Source organism: Pseudonocardia sp. TRM90224 (genome assembly GCF_021245725.1).
Taxonomy (GTDB): Bacteria; Actinomycetota; Actinomycetes; order Mycobacteriales; family Pseudonocardiaceae; genus Pseudonocardia.
The window spans coordinates 54,562-70,027 of record NZ_JAJGSX010000004.1; the positions used below are offsets into that span (position 1 = coordinate 54,562).

15 protein-coding genes and 1 pseudogene are annotated in these 15,466 nt (G+C 72.4%); 7 read left to right on the forward strand and 9 right to left on the reverse strand.

Features of this window, described 5'->3' with window-relative positions:
- Positions 1–83: 83 nt before the first annotated feature.
- Positions 84–557 (reverse strand): MarR family winged helix-turn-helix transcriptional regulator, encoded by a 474-nt coding sequence (locus LL648_RS08695; protein ID WP_441344303.1) that lies wholly within the window; start codon positions 555–557, stop codon positions 84–86.
- A gap of 60 nt (positions 558–617) precedes the next feature.
- On the opposite strand from LL648_RS08695, the gene LL648_RS08700 reads away from it, so the two are divergent.
- Together LL648_RS08700 and LL648_RS08705 are read left to right on the forward strand one after the other, a co-directional pair.
- Positions 618–992, forward strand: a complete 375-nt coding sequence (locus tag LL648_RS08700) for a cupin domain-containing protein (RefSeq protein WP_232661941.1) — start codon at positions 618–620, stop codon at positions 990–992.
- 140 nt (positions 993–1,132) lie between these two features.
- Positions 1,133–1,513: a hypothetical protein gene (locus LL648_RS08705; RefSeq protein WP_232661942.1), complete on the forward strand. Its 381-nt coding sequence runs from the start codon at positions 1,133–1,135 to the stop codon at positions 1,511–1,513.
- A 216-nt stretch (positions 1,514–1,729) separates the two neighbouring features.
- On the opposite strand, the gene LL648_RS08710 is transcribed toward LL648_RS08705, so the two are convergent.
- From LL648_RS08710 to LL648_RS08725, 4 genes are all read right to left on the reverse strand, one after another.
- The gene (locus LL648_RS08710; RefSeq protein WP_232661943.1) at positions 1,730–2,782 is read right to left on the reverse strand and encodes a phosphotransferase family protein; all 1,053 of its coding nucleotides are present in this window, start codon (positions 2,780–2,782) and stop codon (positions 1,730–1,732) included.
- Between the two features lie 65 nt (positions 2,783–2,847).
- The gene (locus tag LL648_RS08715) at positions 2,848–3,249 is read right to left on the reverse strand and encodes a DUF3037 domain-containing protein (protein WP_232661944.1); all 402 of its coding nucleotides are present in this window, start codon (positions 3,247–3,249) and stop codon (positions 2,848–2,850) included.
- On the reverse strand, positions 3,246–4,103 hold the full coding sequence (locus LL648_RS08720; RefSeq protein WP_232661945.1) for a HipA family kinase: 858 nt from the start codon (positions 4,101–4,103) through the stop codon (positions 3,246–3,248). Before LL648_RS08720 ends, LL648_RS08715 begins: the two co-directional genes overlap by 4 nt.
- A 159-nt stretch (positions 4,104–4,262) precedes the next feature.
- Positions 4,263–4,793, reverse strand: a complete 531-nt coding sequence (locus tag LL648_RS08725; RefSeq protein ID WP_232661946.1) for a DoxX family protein — start codon at positions 4,791–4,793, stop codon at positions 4,263–4,265.
- A gap of 293 nt (positions 4,794–5,086) precedes the next feature.
- On the opposite strand from LL648_RS08725, the gene LL648_RS08730 reads away from it, so the two are divergent.
- From LL648_RS08730 to LL648_RS08750, 5 genes are all read left to right on the forward strand, one after another.
- Positions 5,087–6,307, forward strand: a complete 1,221-nt coding sequence (locus LL648_RS08730) for a threonine synthase (protein WP_232661947.1) — start codon at positions 5,087–5,089, stop codon at positions 6,305–6,307.
- 94 nt (positions 6,308–6,401) lie between these two features.
- Positions 6,402–7,178: an ROK family protein gene (locus LL648_RS08735; RefSeq protein ID WP_232661948.1), complete on the forward strand. Its 777-nt coding sequence runs from the start codon at positions 6,402–6,404 to the stop codon at positions 7,176–7,178.
- 17 nt (positions 7,179–7,195) lie between these two features.
- On the forward strand, positions 7,196–8,866 hold the full coding sequence (gene pgi / locus LL648_RS08740; RefSeq protein ID WP_232661949.1) for a glucose-6-phosphate isomerase: 1,671 nt from the start codon (positions 7,196–7,198) through the stop codon (positions 8,864–8,866).
- Positions 8,867–8,890: 24 nt separating this feature from the next.
- A complete protein-coding gene (locus LL648_RS08745; RefSeq protein WP_232661950.1) occupies positions 8,891–9,664 on the forward strand; it encodes a phosphatase PAP2 family protein in 774 nt (257 codons plus the stop codon).
- 121 nt (positions 9,665–9,785) lie between these two features.
- Positions 9,786–11,594, forward strand: a complete 1,809-nt coding sequence (locus tag LL648_RS08750) for an NHL domain-containing thioredoxin family protein (RefSeq protein ID WP_232661951.1) — start codon at positions 9,786–9,788, stop codon at positions 11,592–11,594.
- Between the two features lie 91 nt (positions 11,595–11,685).
- Here the strand turns inward: LL648_RS08750 and LL648_RS08755 are convergent, their stop codons facing one another.
- The 4 genes and pseudogenes from LL648_RS08755 to LL648_RS08770 form a co-directional block, all read right to left on the reverse strand.
- Positions 11,686–12,234 (reverse strand): DUF1707 SHOCT-like domain-containing protein, encoded by a 549-nt coding sequence (locus LL648_RS08755; protein ID WP_232661952.1) that lies wholly within the window; start codon positions 12,232–12,234, stop codon positions 11,686–11,688.
- A gap of 330 nt (positions 12,235–12,564) precedes the next feature.
- Positions 12,565–12,942: pseudogene (locus LL648_RS46000) on the reverse strand (C40 family peptidase); the annotation flags it as partial.
- A gap of 396 nt (positions 12,943–13,338) precedes the next feature.
- The gene (locus tag LL648_RS08765) at positions 13,339–13,980 is read right to left on the reverse strand and encodes a response regulator transcription factor (protein WP_232661953.1); all 642 of its coding nucleotides are present in this window, start codon (positions 13,978–13,980) and stop codon (positions 13,339–13,341) included.
- 54 nt (positions 13,981–14,034) lie between these two features.
- The gene (locus LL648_RS08770) at positions 14,035–15,339 is read right to left on the reverse strand and encodes a sensor histidine kinase (protein WP_232661954.1); all 1,305 of its coding nucleotides are present in this window, start codon (positions 15,337–15,339) and stop codon (positions 14,035–14,037) included.
- Positions 15,340–15,466: the final 127 nt, after the last annotated feature.

Genomic DNA, 15,466 nt, shown 5'->3' on the forward strand with positions numbered 1-15,466 from the left:
CCACGTTCCAGCGCGCGAGTCCCACGTTCCAGCGCGCGAGTCCCACGTTCCAGCGGGCGAGTTCCGCGGTCCGGCACCCTGCATCAGGAGCCGGCGAACCACCCCGGAGCGTCGACGCGCATCGGGTTGCCGGGCGTGACCGCGCGCAGGTCGTCCTCCATCGCACGTAGCCGCTCGACGCCGAGCGTCGCGGCCCAGCCCGCCCGCAGCTCGTCGAAGATCTGCGCGGACAGCACGAGCGAGTCGACACCGCGCCCGGTGAGCTGGACCAGCTTGCGGCGGGCGTCGTCGGGGTCGTCGGTACGGGTGAGGTAGCCGGCCCGTTCGAGGGTCTCGATGTGCTTGGCCGCCGCCTGCTTGGTGACGCCGAGCCTTCGGCCCAGCTCGACGGCCGTCGTCCCGTCGCGGCCGACGGCCTGCATCACGAAGCCGTGCACCGGGCGCAGGTCCGGGTGGCCACGGCGGGCCAGCTCGGCGTGCAAGGCGTCGATGAGCGACCGGAACCCCTGCAGGAGGCGCAGCGGCAGCTCCCATCCCGGCGGATCACTTGACACGATCGACAACCAGGTTCACTATATAGACAACCACGTTGTCGAGAGTAACGGAGAACAGCCGCAGTGCCAATCATCCACAGCACCGACGCCCGCCGGACCGAAACCCCGAACGGCGTCATGACCACCTTCGCCTCCCCCACCCAGGGCGGCACGGCGATCGCCATGTGGCGGGTCGACGGCGTCCCGGCCTCCGTCGGGCCGGACCACACCTTCGACGCCGACCAGATCTGGACGATCGTCGACGGCGCGCTGACCGTCGACCTCGACGGTGAGAGCCACGCGCTCGCCCCCGGCGACACCATCGTCATGCCGGCCGGGGTCCGCAGGCAGGTGCACGCCGGCGCCGAGCGCGGCTTCGCCGCCATCGTCGCCGCACCTGGCGACGCAAAGGCGTCGGCCGGCGGCAGCGAGCCGGTGCTGCCGGGCTGGATCGCATGACCCGCCGGTCGAGCTCCGACTCGGTAGCTCGACCCGATTTCCCCACCGTTTTGGGCACATGCGCGCCTTTTCGGCGCGCATCCACCCAAAACGGTGGGGAAGTTTCGTTGTCCCGGATGCGATGAACGACCGTCTTGGCGGTGATCGAACCCGAGCGCGGGCTCTCCAGCCCCTGGCCGGTGCGACTCCAGGTCATCACAACGCTGGCGATCACGTTGCTGGTCGGATCCGGGTGCGCCAGCAGGGACGACGTACCGCCGCCGGTCGTTGCCGGACCTCCCACGACCACCATCTCCTACCCGCACACGCTGTTCACCCACTGCGGGATCCGCACCATGACGTTCGACGGCCGGGAGTGGATCGCGATCACCCACATCGAGCAGCCCTACCCCAACCAGCTGATCGACCACATCGCCGGCACCGTCACCCTGGTCCGTGCGGATCTGGCCCGGTTCAAGTGGGAGGGTGGCATTTCGGACTTCGTCCCAGCCCAGCCCGGCCAGACCTCGGGATGCATGTGATCGAATGGCTGTCGTCGACCTCGTGATGGTCGGAGGCACTCCGCCTGACGCGTGAGTCGGACTCGTCCCGTGCGCGAGTCGGGCCGAACGCGTCGCCGAAACGCGGGACACACCCACTGAAACGCGGGACTCGCCCGTCGAAACGTGGGACTCGCCCGCCGAAACGTGGGACACGCGCGCCGCAGCGGGGGACTCGCGTGCCTTGGGGGCTCGCTGTCAGCTCAGCGACTCCAGCGCGGCCTCGGCCTGCCGTTGCAGGGAGGCGAGGCGGAGGCTCGACTCCGCCTCGTCGACGTCGCGGCCCATCACGCCGCCCACGTAGCGGCTGTACACGCCCGCCCCGATGCACGACGAGCGCCAGCGGGCGAACGCGACGTAGAAGTCGAGGTCGGCGACATCGCGGCCCGACCGTTCGGCGTAGCGGGCGACCAGCTCGTCGCCGTCGGGGTAGCCCTCGACGAGGCTCGGGCCGTCGATCGTCGGCGGTGCGGTGTCGCCGGGGCGGCCCCACGACGCGATGAGCCAGCCCAGGTCGGCGAGCGGGTCGCCGAGCGTTGCGAGCTCCCAGTCGAACACCGCGCGCACCCGGCCGTCGGGGCCGACGGCGAGGTTGCCGAGCCGGAAGTCGCCGTGGGCGATCCGGACGTCCGACGGCGGCAGCGTCGCCGCCCGCGCGACGAGCCGCTCGTGCACGGCGTCGATCGTGCTGAGGTCGGGCACGCTCGATTCGTGCACCTGCCGGTTCCACCGGCGCAGCTGCCGCTCGAGGTAGCTGCCGGACCGGCCGAGGTCGCCGAGCCCGACCGATTCGGGGTCGACGGCGTGCAGGTCGGCGAGCACGTCGACGGTCTGCAGGCCGGCCGTGCGGCGCGGCTCCCCCTCCGCCAGCAGGTAGCCCGACTGCCGGTCGCCGAGCACCTCACCCGCGACGAACCGCATCAGGTAGAACTCGGCGCCGATCACGCTCACGTCGGCGCAGAAGGCGACCGGCGGTGCGACCGGGACGGGTGTCGGCGCGAGCGCGGTGATGAACCGCCACTCGCGGCCCATGTCGTGTGCCGTGGCCAGCACCATCCCGGTCGGCGGGCGCCGCAACGCCCACAGCCCGCCCTCGGCGTCGGTGATCCGGTAGGTGAGGTTGGAGTGACCGCCCGATATGCGTTCGACGCCCACCGGTCCGTCGACGGGGAGGTCCGGCACCTCCGCGCGCAGCCACGCAGTCAGTGATGCTGCCGGTACGGCTTCGATCTGCGTCGATCGCTCGGTCATCGGCCCATTCAAGTGCCGCGCAGGCGTTGCTGCCAGCGTGACGCGCACGACACCGATTTGGCTGGTCAGAGAGGGAGCACCAGCACCTTCAGCAGGTGGTCCAGCTGCGCGGCCGGGTTCGCGGTCAAGCCGGTGTGCACCGGACCCGCCTGCACGGACGTGCTGCGGGGCGCGGTGAGCCTGCGGAACCGCCGCCCGCGGTCCTCCTCCCCCGCCGGCCCCGCGTAGCGGGCAGCCTCGGCGTCGCCGAATTCGCACACCGCGGCCATCGCCTCGAGGCTGCGCGTGATCGCGGCAGCGTCGGCCGTCGGGTCGAGCGCGGCGAGCCTGCCCTCGTCGAGCTGCACCCGCGCACCGAGGAAGTCGAGGCCACGGCAGTACAGCAGGACCCCGGCGTTGATCGACTCGCCGCGCTCGATGCGCGGGATCACCCGCAGTGCGGCGTATTCGAAGAGGTGCCGGGTCATGCGTTCAGCTCCCAGAACGGCGTGCCCCGCCCGCGTGTCGCGGGCCGCTCGACCCGCTCGGCGAGCGCGGTGCGCACCCCGGGCAGCCACGCCCCGCGCGCATCGCACCTGGCCAGCAGCTGCCGGACGTACGCGTCCCTGACGTCGGCCGGCCCGTCGAAGCCCGGCTCGTCGGAGAGCCACCGGTCGGGCACCGCCGCCACCGCGGCGCGCAGCACGTCGGCGGTCAGCGCGGCGGCCAGCGCGGCGTCCGCCGCTTCGAGGGTGGCGTCGGTCGCGACGCCGAGCAGGACGTGGTCGGCGGCGTTGTACTGCCGCTCGATCCACGCCGCAGCGCTCGCCCACGCGTGGTGGAACGTGAGCGTCGCGCCGTGGTCGATGAGGTAGGGCCGACCGTGCCAGAACAGCATGTTGACGTTGCGCCACGACCGGTCGACGTTGCCGACCAGCGCGTCGAACCACAGCACCCGCCCGGCCAGCTCCGACGAGACCAGGTGCGCTGCCGGGTCGACGTCGAGCGCGCCGGGCAGGAAGTCGATGCCGAGGTTCAGCCCGGGGCTGGCCTTGAGCAGCTCCTGGACCTCCTGGTCGGGCTCGGTCGCGCCCAGCGCCGGGTCGAGCTCGACGGTCACCAGTTCCGGCACGGGCAGCCCCAGCAGCCGGGCCAGCTCACCGGCCACGATCTCGGCGACCAGCACCTTGCTGCCCTGGCCGGCGCCGTGGAACTTCACGACGTACGTGCCGAGGTCGTCGGCCTCCATCAGCCCAGGCAGCGAGCCGCCCTCGCGCAGCGGCGTGACGTACCGCTGCGCGGTCACGTGCCGCAACGTCCCCGCGGCGGTCGGAACACTCACCCGACCACCCTACGGACCCGCACACACGAAGATCCCCACCGTTTTGCCAACCTGCGCACCCCGAACGGTGCGCAAGTTGGCAAAACGGTGGGGAAGTTGCCCGGTGGCGGGCCCGGTTGTGAGTGCCGGGCCCGCCACGGACCATCCCGCCGGGGGGCTTCAGCGGGTGGCGTGTGTGGCGTGAGCGCCGCCGAACGTGTCGTGCGAGTCGCGCCGGGAGTGCGGGCTGTGCGCCGGGCCGGACGCGTCCGCCAGCTCACGCTGGTACTGCTTCTGCCGGGCCCGCACGAGGTGGTCGACGCTGTAGCGGCCGGGCCCGGTGGCGGCGAGCGCGAGCATGCCGGCGGCGATGACGCCGACGAGCTCCCAGCCGCCGTTCGCGATGAAGATGCCCTTCGGGATGTGCACGAACACGCCGGCGCCGACCATGATGATCAGGTTCAGGCCGGCGACGAGCGGGGTCATCGCGCCGACGATCAGCATCACGCTGCCGGCGAACTCGACCACGGTCACGAACGACGCCGAGACGATCGCCAGGGGGATGCTGAGCGTCTCGAAACCCTCTGTCGTGCGACCGATCCCGTTGATCACCATCTTCTGGTAGCCGTGGGCGAACATCACGGTGCCGAGAAGGATGCGCGTGAGCAGCAGTGCAACGTCACGCGCAGGTGCGGGAAGGGGTCGATTCATCGGGGGAGCCTCCAGGACGCTGTGTGATCAATCCGCCTCGTTCAGTGAACCCAGTTAACCCGACGGAGGCGAACGGTCACACCCAGTCAGAGGAGCGGGCGACGGCCGAACGCCTCCGCGCGACAAGCGTTTCGGCCTAGCGAGTAGCGTGCGGCGTGTCATGCAACTGCACGTGCACGGTCAGTCGCCTTACGTCACTAGCCGTTCGGCGTGATCTTGCAAATAGCATGACAACGCCCTGAGCTGCGGCCGGTCGTGTTGACGCGCTGGACGTCGCAGGATTGCCTTCCGAGGTGTTCTCCCCGTTCTCCTCCCTCACCCACCTCGAGTGCTCGCGCGACGGTTCGCGGCACGACGCGGACGTCGTGCAAGGCACGTCGCCGCTCGGGGCTCCCCTGCTGGCGCGCTACGACCTCGACGAGGTCGCCGCCACCGTCACACCGCGCCGGATCGCAGAGCGTCCCGCCGACCTCTGGCGCTACCACGAGCTGCTGCCCGTCCGGGATCCCGCGCACGTCGTCACGCTCGGCGAAGGCATGACGCCGCTGCTCGACCTCCCGCGGCACGGCGCCCGGCTCGGCGTCGCCGCGCTGCGGATGAAGGACGAGGGTGTCGTGCCCACCGGGACGTTCAAGGCCCGCGGCGCGGCGGTCGGCGTCTCGCGCGCGTTGGAGCTGGGCGTGAGCGGCATCGCAATGCCGACGAACGGCAACGCCGGCGCGGCATGGGCCTGCTACGCCGCCAGGGCCGGGCTGCGGTCGCTCATCGCCATGCCTCTCGGGGCCCCGGAGATCACCCGCAAGGAGTGCGTCGCGGCGGGCGCCGAGCTGTACCTCGTCGACGGGCTCATCGGCGACGCCGGCGCGATGATCGCGAAGGCCGTCGCGACGCGGACCGGCTACCAGGACACCTCGACCCTGCGCGAGCCGTACCGCATCGAGGGCAAGAAGACGATGGGCTTCGAGATCGCCGAGCAGCTCGGCTGGCGCACGCCGGACGTCATCCTCTACCCCACGGGCGGCGGCGTCGGGATCATCGCCATCCACAAGGCCCTGCAGGAGCTGCGCGATCTGGGCTGGCTGCGCGGCGAGCTGCCACGGCTGGTCGCCGTGCAGGCCACGGGCTGCGCCCCGATCGTCGACGCGTTCCACTCCGGTGCCACGGAGAGCGTGGCGCCGGCCGACCCGCACACCGTCGCGTTCGGCATCACCGTGCCGAAGGCGCTCGGCGACTTCCTCGTGCTCGACGCCGTTCGCTCGACGGGCGGCACGGCGGTTGCCGTCACCGACGACGAGCTGCTCGCGGCGCAGGTCGCGCTGGCCCGCGACGAGGGCACGTGGGTCTGCCCGGAAGGCGCCGCCTGCTTCGCCGCGGTGGCGCAGCTGCGCGAATCGGGTTGGCTCTCCGGATCGGAGGACGTCGTGGTGCTCAACACCGGCGCCGGGACCCTCTACCCCGACACCATCCCCGTCGACGCACCCACGCTCCCGGCCGGCGGCACCATCCCCGAGTAGCGACGGACGTTGCGGCGATCGCCACAGCCACCGCGCATCACGGCACGTCACCGGATACCGTCGCTCCGCACGCGCAACGACATCGGAGGACGGCATGGCAGGACCCCTGACGCTGGCGATCGACGTGGGCGGCTCGGGCTTGAAGGCGACGGTGCTCTCGCCGGAAGGCGAGATGCTCTCGGAGCGGGAGCGCAGTGAGACCCCGTACCCGTGCACGCCGCCGGTGCTGCTGGACGAGCTGGTGGCGCTCGCCGCGACCCAGCCCGAGTACGACAGGGTGTCGGTCGGCTTCCCCGGCGCGATCCGGCGCGGCCGCGTGCGCGAGGTGCCGGCGTTCTCCCGGCAGGGTCCGGGACAGGATCCCGACCTCGAGCTCGTCGCGATGTGGACCGGATTCGAGCTGCAGGCGGCGCTGGAGAAGCGGTTCACCAAGCCGGTGCGGGTCGCGAACGACGCCGATGTGCAGGGCTGCGCGGTGATCAGCGGCAACGGCATGGAGCTGGTGGTCACCCTCGGCACCGGCGTCGGGTGTGCGGTGTTCTTCGACGGGATGCTGCTGCCGCACATGGAGCTCTCGCACGGTCGGTTCGGCCACGGCCACTCCATCGAGGTGGCCTGCGGCGACAACGAGCGCCAGCAGATCGGCAAGGAGAAGTGGCGCGAGCGGGTGCTCGACGCGCTCGAAGCGCTGGAGGACATGGTCCTGCCCGACCACCTCTACATCGGTGGCGGCAACGCGAAACGGCTCGATCCCGACACGCTCGGGCCCAACCGCACGCTCGTCCCGAACGTCTCCGGGCTGCTCGGGGGTATCGCGTTGTGGGAACGCACCGGCGCGGTCGAGCGGGTTCCGTCGCCCGTCCAGAGTTGACGGTGCAGGATGGCGGTGTGTCCGGCACCGACATCACCACCACAGCTGACGTGACCGCGACCCCCGAGTGGGGCGCCTTGACCGAGCACCACGCCGCCGTCGAGGGGGTGCACCTGCGCGAGCTGTTCGACGACGACCCCGATCGCGCCGATGCCATGACGGCCGGCGCGGCCGACCTCGTGCTCGACTACTCCAAGAACCGGATCACCCGCGACACCGTGCCGCTGCTCGCCGCGCTCGCGCGCGCGGCGCGGCTGCCCGAGCGGACCGCCGCGATGTTCGCCGGCGAGCACATCAACACCAGCGAGGACCGCGCGGTGCTGCACACAGCGCTGCGGCTGCCGCGCGACGCCTCGCTCGTCGTCGACGGGCAGGACGTCGTCGCCGACGTGCACGACGTGCTCGACCGGATGGGCCGCTTCAGCGACTCCGTGCGGTCCGGCGAGTGGACCGGCCACACCGGCGAGCGCATCCGCGCCGTCGTCAACATCGGCATCGGCGGCTCCGACCTCGGGCCGGTCATGGCGTACGAGGCGCTGCGCGACTACGCCGACCGCGGCATCACGCTGCGGTTCGTCTCCAACATCGACCCGACCGATGTCGCCGAGGCCACCAATGATCTGGACCCGGCCTCGACGCTGTTCGTCGTCTCGTCGAAGACGTTCACCACGCTGGAGACGCTGACCAACGCCCGCGCGGCACGCGACTGGCTGCTCGCCGGCCTCGGCGGCGACGAGAAGGCCGTGGCGAAGCACTTCGTCGCCGTCTCGACGAACGCGAAGGAAGCAGGCGCGTTCGGCATCGACGAGGCCAACATGTTCGGCTTCTGGGACTGGGTGGGCGGGCGGTACTCGCTCGACTCCGCGATCGGGCTCTCGCTGATGGTCGCGATCGGCAAGGAGCAGTTCGCCGAGTTCCTCGCCGGCATGCACGCCATCGACGAGCACTTCCGCACTGCGCCGCTCGAGGAGAACCTGCCGGCGATCGCCGGTCTCCTGAACGTCTGGTACGTCAACTTCTTCGGCACGCAGACCCACGCCGTGCTCCCCTACAGCCAGTACCTGCACCGGCTGCCCGCCTACCTGCAGCAGCTCACGATGGAGAGCAACGGCAAGTCGGTGCGCGGCGACGGCTCGCCCGTCACCACCGGCACCGGGGAGATCTTCTGGGGCGAGCCGGGCACCAACGGCCAGCACGCGTTCTACCAGCTGCTGCACCAGGGCACGCGGCTCGTCCCGGCCGACTTCATCGGGTTCGCCCAGCCCAACCACGAGCGTCCGGTCGACGAGCGCACCGACATGCACGACCTGTTCATGTCGAACCTGTTCGCGCAGACCTCCGCCCTGGCGTTCGGGAAGACCGCCGAGGAGATCGCCGCGGAAGGCACGCCCGCCGACGTCGTCCCGCACAAGGTGATGCCGGGCAACCGGCCGTCGTCGACGATCCTCGCGCCGAAGCTCACGCCGTCGGTGCTGGGGCAGCTGATCGCGTTCTACGAACACGTCACGTTCGTCGAGGGCACGATCTGGGGCATCGACTCGTTCGATCAGTGGGGCGTCGAGCTGGGCAAGGTTCTGGCCAAGCAGCTCGGCCCCGTGCTGACGGACGTCGAGCCCGACACCACCGGGCTCGACGCCTCGACAGTGGCGCTCGTGCGCCGGTACCGGGAGTGGCGCGGCCGCGCATGACGTAGCGCGGCGGGGAGGGGCGTGATGACGGACGGCCGGGACAACCCGACCAACGCCGACGGCGGCGCGGAAGTGTCTGCAGAACTGCCGGCGGGGCTGCGTGAGCCGTTCGTCCCTCCCCCGCCACGCCCCGGGCTCGGTGCCGGCGTCGCCGTCCTGCTGGCGTTCGCCGCGATGGCTGCGTTGTGGGCGGCGCTGGTCGGCGTGGGGCCTGCCGTGCTCGACTCGGCGCTGCTGGCCGGATCCGTCGACGCGCGCTCCGGCGAGCTGACCGCCTCGGCGATCCTCGTGACGGATGTGGGGAGCACGCTGGTCATGGCGGTGCTGGCGGTCTCGGCCGGCGCGTGGTGCTGGTACCGGGGGCGACGCGCCGACGCCGTGCTCGCGATCGGCGCGATGGTCGGCGCGAGCATCGTGTTCCGGCTGCTCAAGATCGTGATCGGCCGGCCGCGGCCGCCGGAGATCAGCCGGCTCGTCGTCGAGACCAACGAGTCGCTGCCCTCGGGACACGCCACCATGTCGACCGTCGTGCTCGGCACGCTCGTCGTGCTGGGCTGGGCGCACCGCCGCCGGCTCGGGCGGATCCTGCTCGTCGCCGGCGCCGCCGCGTGGGTCGGCGCGGTCGGGGCGACCCGCATCTACCTAGGCGTCCACTGGTTCAGCGACGTCGTCGCCGGCTGGCTCGTCGGCGCGGCCTGGCTCGCCGTGTGCGTCACGCTGTGGAGCTGGTGGCGGGCGCGGCACCCGGCCGACGCCGTCGTGCCCGCGCAGCCGGCCGCCCACCTCGACCCGACGTAGAACTTCCCCACCATTTTGTGCACCTGCGCGCTCCACAAGCACGCAAGTGCACAAAACGGTGGGGAAGTTGCGGGGGTGGCGGGGGCGGAACAACAGCTCCTCCCCGGCGTTGACTCCACATGTGACGACCCGCATCCGTGTCCGCGCGCCCGAGCTGAAGGGCAGGCGGTGGCTCAACACCGGCGGCCGTGAGCTGTCGCTCGCGGAGCTGCGCGGCAAGATCGTGCTGCTCGACTTCTGGACGTTCTGCTGCGTGAACTGCCTCCACGTGCTCGACGAGCTGCGTGAGCTGGAGGAGCGATTCGCCGACGTGCTCGTGGTGGTCGGTGTGCACTCGCCGAAGTTCGTGCACGAGGCCGACCCGGCGGCGGTCGAGGCGGCCGTCGAGCGCTACGCGGTGCACCACCCGGTGCTCGACGATCCCGAGTTGACGACGTGGGACGCCTACGCGGCCCGCGCGTGGCCGACGCTCGTGGTGATCGACCCGCGCGGGTACGTCGTCGCGCAGATGTCCGGTGAGGGGCACGCGCACGGCCTGTCGGTGCTGGTCGAGGAGCTGCTCGCCGAGCACGGCGACACGGTGCGCCGAGGCGACGGCCCGTACGTGGCGCCACCGGAGCCGACGACGTCGCTGCGGTTCCCCGGCAAGGTCGTGGCGCTGCCCGGCGGGACGTTCCTGGTCTCCGACACCGCGCACCACCAGCTCGTCGAGCTGGAGGCGGATCTCGCCACCGAACGCCGCCGGATCGGGACGGGCGAGCGTGGGCTCGTCGACGGCGCCGCCGCGCGGTTCGCCGAACCGCAGGGGCTGCTCGTGCTGCCGGCCGGCAGGGCGGACTACGACGTGGTCGTCGCCGACAGTGTCAACCACGCGCTGCGGGGTGTGCGGCTGGCCGACGGCCACGTGACGACGCTGGCCGGGACGGGCACCCAGCTGCGCGAACGGGTGGAGCCGGGCGGCACTGCCGCCGAGTTGTCGACGCCGTGGGACGTGGCGTGGTGGGGCGGGCGGGTCGTCGTCGCGATGGCGGGCAGCCACCAGCTGTGGACGTTCGACCCGGCGACCGGTGCGGTGGCGGTGCTCGCCGGCACGACCAACGAGGGGTTGCGCGACGGGCCGGTCGCCGATGCGTTCTTCGCCCAGCCGTCGGGCCTCGCGACCAGCGGCGACGGGGCGAACGAGGTGCTCTGGATCGCCGACTCCGAGACGTCGGCGCTGCGCTCGCTGGAGGCCGCGCCCGCGGTCGGGGCCGCCGTCACGACCGCCGTCGGGACGGGCCTGTTCGACTTCGGGTTCGTCGACGGCACCGATGCGCTGCTGCAGCACCCGCTGGGTGTCGCTGCGCTGCCCGACGGCTCCGTCGCGATCGCCGACACCTACAACGGCGCCGTGCGCCGCTACGACCCGCAGCGTCGCACGGTCTCCACGCTGGCCCGTGACCTGCGCGAACCCAGCGACGTCCTGGTCGACGGCAACACGCTCGTGATCGTCGAGTCGGCCGCGCACCGGCTGCTGCGGATCCCGATCCCGGCCAGCACGCAGGTGTCGGCGGGCGCGCACCAGGTGCGCAGACCGCGCACGGACCTCGCGCCGGGCCCGCTGGAGCTGCGCATCGCCTTCACCCCGCCGACCGGGCAGCACCTCGACACCCGCTTCGGCGATCCCACGTCGCTGACGGTCGCGGCGGAGCCGCCGTCACTGCTGGCTGCCGGCGCGGGCACGGCGCAGGGGCTCACGCGGACGCTCGTGCTGGCCGCCGACGGGCCGACCGAGGGTGTGCTGCAGGTCAGCGTCGCCGCGGCGGCCTGCGACGAGGGCGGCGGGACGTTCGCGGCGTGCCACCGCTACCAGCAGGACTGGGGCATCCCCGTCCGGCTGGTCGACGGCGCCCCGGCGGAGCTGGAGCTCGATCTGCGCGCCGTCACCTGAGCAAACTTCCCCACCGTTTTGGGTGGATGCGCGCCCGCAGAGCGCGCAAGTGCACAAAACGGTGGGGAACTACGACGCCGGGTGGGGAACTTCAGCGGACGGTGACCCGCACGTGCCCGAGCATGCTGTGGCCGCCGATCCGCACCACCGGGGCATCGGGCGGCAGGACGACGCTGCTCCAGCCGCGGGGCTGGTGCTCGACGACGGAGCGCTTGCCGAGGCTCGCGGTGCCGGTGTCGATCAGCCGGGTGCCGCGGGAGACGTGCACCTCGACCTTGCCCAGCAGCGAGTTGGCGACGACGTCGACCTCGGTGCCGGCGGGCAGCCCGCACAGGTCGAGCACCGCCGCGCCGAGCGTGACGTCGACGTTGACGGTGCGGCTGGCCGGGTCGGGCCGCCTGCGCACCTTGCTCAACGTCACCCGCAGCGGCTGCTCGGGCACGACCGCCGTGCCGGCGAGCCGGACGGGCAGGTCGGCGAGCCAGGGCTGCAGCTCGCCGCGGGTGCGCGCGGCGTAGACACCCTCCAGGCGCTCCCCGTGCTCGTCCCAGCTCAGCCGCCCCTCACCGACGGCGGTGTGCAGGACAGCGGCGGCGCGGTCCCGGTCGGTGTCGGAGATCCGCAGTTCCAGCTCACCCATGGCGCCATGGTATGGCGTCGCGGTGACGTCAACAAGACGTCAGATCCGCGACGCCGCCCGGACGGCCGATCCGAGGCCGGGTGGGGCGCGCGAACCACCGATGTTCCCGGGGGTGCCCGCCGACGGTACCGCCGATACGGCTGGTACGGCCGGTGCGGCCGAGATCGCCGCAGCCGCCGTCTCCGGTTCGGGCGGCTGCGGGGCAGCGACATCGGGCACGCCGTCGGGGATCGGGGCGGGTGGCGCCTCGAAGACGGTCGGGCCGCGATCGGGCGGTGGGTCGGGACGCGGCGACAGCGGCGGGAGCACACCCGGGTCGCCGAACCGCGCGGCGGGCCGGGTCGCACCCAGGTAGTCGTCGCCGCGCCATCGGTAGTAGGCGACCTGCACTGGCTTGCCGAACGTCGGCGCGTTCACCATCCGGGAGCCGCCGAGGTAGAGCCCGACGTGGTGGACGCGGTCGAGGGTGCCGTAGAAGACCAGGTCACCGGCCTGCAGCGGGGTGCCGGGCGGCACCAGCGGGCCTGCGTAGAACTGGCGGTGCGCCGTGCGCGGCAGCTCGATCCCGGCCTGGGCGTAGGCGAAGCGGGTCAGGCCCGAGCAGTCGAAGCCGATCTCGCCCGCGGCCGGCCCGTCGCCGCCCCACGTGTACGGCAGCCCGATCTGGTCCATGGCCGCGCGGATCGCCGCGGCGACCGCGTTCGCCGCCGTGGCCGAGGTCAGATGACGGACGGGCAGGACGTCGGGCCACGCCGGAGCCCAGCCGCCTCCGGACGGGAGCGGCACGTAGCCGGCGTCGGCAGGCAGCGGCTCGGCGGCCGGCAGCGGTTCGCCCGGCAGCACCGGCTCGCCGTAGGGCGACGCTCCGGCCGGCGGCACGGAGCTCGGCACAGGCTCCTCCGGCGGCGCCTCGCCGGGGCGCGACACCGACGAGCCGGCGAGCGACCCGACCGCCACGATGCTGACGACGGCAACGGCGACGAGGACGACGACCGGTAGCCGATCGTTGCCGCGACGGTGCCGTCCCCCGACCATGCGCCGAGCATGCCGGCACGGCACTGCGCGCCACAGAACACGCGCCCCACACCACACGGACGAGGGCGGTCAGGCCCCCAACCAGGTGAGCACGGCGATCACACGGCGGTGGTCGTCGCTCGACGGTGGCAGCGCCAGCTTCGTGAAGATCGACGAGATGTGCTTCTCCACCGCGCCCTGGCTGATCACGAGCTTGCGGCCGATCGCGGTGTTGGTGCGGCCCTCCGCCATCAGCTGGAGCACCTCGCGCTCGCGCGGCGAGAGCTCGCCGAGCGGGTCGCGGCGCCGACGGTGCGCGAAGAGCGCGGAGACGACCTCGGGGTCGAGCACCGTGCCGCCCGCGACGACCCGCTCCAGCGCGTCGGACAGGTCGGCGAGCTTCGAGACCCGGTCCTTCAGCAGGTAGCCGACGCCGCCGCCACCGCTGAGCAGATCCGAGGCGTACGACTCCTCGACGTACTGGGAGAGCACCAGCACGGCGGTCCCGGGGACCTTGCTGCGCACCTCCATCGCGGCACGCAGCCCCTCGTCGGTGAACGTCGGCGGCATCCGGACGTCGACGACGGCGACGTCGGGCCGGTGCTCGACGACGGCGGTGACCAGCGACGGCCCATCCCCCACCGCCGCCACGACACTCGCGCCGGCCTCGTCGAGCAGCCGGACGAGCCCTTCCCTCAGCAGCAACGAATCCTCAGCCAGCACGACGCGCACCCGGCCGATCCTGCCGCACGTCTCACGCGAGCGGCAGAGCGGATGGTGCAGCGGTCAGCTGTCGACTCCGGCCAGCGGGATCTCCGCCGTCAGAACCGTCGGACCGCCGGGTGGGCTGACTACGTCGAGCACCCCTTCGACGGTGGCGAGCCGGTCGGCGAGGCCGGCGAGGCCGTGCCCCTTGCCGAGGTGGGCGCCGCCGACGCCGTTGTCACGGACCTGCACGAGAAGGCGCTGGGCGTCGGTGCTGACCTGCACGGTGCACAGCGACGCCTGCGAGTGCTTGGCGACGTTCGTGAGCGACTCGGTGACCACGAAGTACGCGGTGTTCTCCACGGCCTCGGCCAGCCGCTTCCCCTGCGGGACAGCGACGTCGAGCGACACCTCGATGGGGCAGCGCGCCGCAGCGGCGGCCAGCGCGGCGCCGAGGCCGCGGTCGGCGAGGATCGGCGGCGCGATGCCTCGGGAGACCACGCGCAGCTCGTTGAGCGCCTCGCGGCTCTGTTCGAGGGCCTCCTCGACGAGGGTGCGCGCCTTCTCCGGGTTGTCATCGAGCCGGCGGGTGACGGCTTCCAGGTCCATGTTGAGCCGCACCAGCCGCTGCTGCGGGCCGTCGTGGATGTCGCGCTCGATCCGGCGCAGTGTCTGCGCCTCGGCGTGGACGGCGGCGCGCCTGCTGCTCTCCAGCTGGGTGGCGCGGGCGCGCAGCGCCGCGGTCTGGTTGGTGAGCAGCCCGCGAGCGAGTCCCGCCCGCACGGCGACGAGCCCCCGCACCAGCAACGGCGAGGTCGCGAGCATGAACACCCCGAGCACGGTGTTGGTCGTGATCTCACCCCACAGGTCCCGCGAGCCGGTGAGCAACCAGTACAGCCCGCCGCCATCGTCGTCGTCACGCGGCAACGACCACTGCCACGTCACGTACAGCGCCCCGCCGAGCCCACCGACGAACCAGGCGACGGAGATGATGAACGCGGCGAGCCTGACCGGGAATGCGACGACGGCGTGCAGCAGGTCGCGCCACGACTGCGGGTCGCGCAGCCGGCTGAACAACCGCCCGAGACCCGTGCCCTTCGGCTCGCGGTAGTGGTGCGGCGGCAGCGGCCGCCCGGTCGCCCACTCGGCACCCCGACGCTCGACGGTCGCCAACCCGCGCGCCGCCTGCAGCGCCAACACGAGGATCGGGACACCGATCCAGATCACCGACGTCGACACACCGACCGAGAAGCCCACGACCGCCAGCACGAACGCGACGATGCACAGCGGCAGCCCGCCGAGGAGGAACGCGAAGCCCCTCCCGAACCGCGTGCCGGCGCGCAACGGCGTGCTCTGCGGTGGGCGTTCGGGCGCGATATCGGTCATGGTCCTACTTTCGCTCCCCGATCCACTCGGCCCACAGCCGGTGCGCCTCCGTGGTCAGGGTAGGGGCAACCCGAAGGCAGCCGGTGACCCCAGGCCCCGGAGGCGGGCCGGGGAGGGCAGGAAAGCC

Bases quoted from the DNA above. Each gene is read 5' to 3' on its own strand.
- LL648_RS08710 (WP_232661943.1), bottom strand. From the start codon at position 2,782: ATGACCGAGCGATCGACGCAGATCGAAGCCGTACCGGCAGCATCACTG.
- LL648_RS08715 (WP_232661944.1), bottom strand. From the start codon at position 3,249: ATGACCCGGCACCTCTTCGAATACGCCGCACTGCGGGTGATCCCGCGC.
- LL648_RS08725 (WP_232661946.1), bottom strand. From the start codon at position 4,793: ATGAATCGACCCCTTCCCGCACCTGCGCGTGACGTTGCACTGCTGCTC.
- LL648_RS08735 (WP_232661948.1), top strand. From the start codon at position 6,402: ATGGCAGGACCCCTGACGCTGGCGATCGACGTGGGCGGCTCGGGCTTG.
- LL648_RS08745 (WP_232661950.1), top strand. From the start codon at position 8,891: ATGACGGACGGCCGGGACAACCCGACCAACGCCGACGGCGGCGCGGAA.
- LL648_RS08755 (WP_232661952.1), bottom strand. From the start codon at position 12,234: ATGGGTGAGCTGGAACTGCGGATCTCCGACACCGACCGGGACCGCGCC.
- LL648_RS08770 (WP_232661954.1), bottom strand. From the start codon at position 15,339: ATGACCGATATCGCGCCCGAACGCCCACCGCAGAGCACGCCGTTGCGC.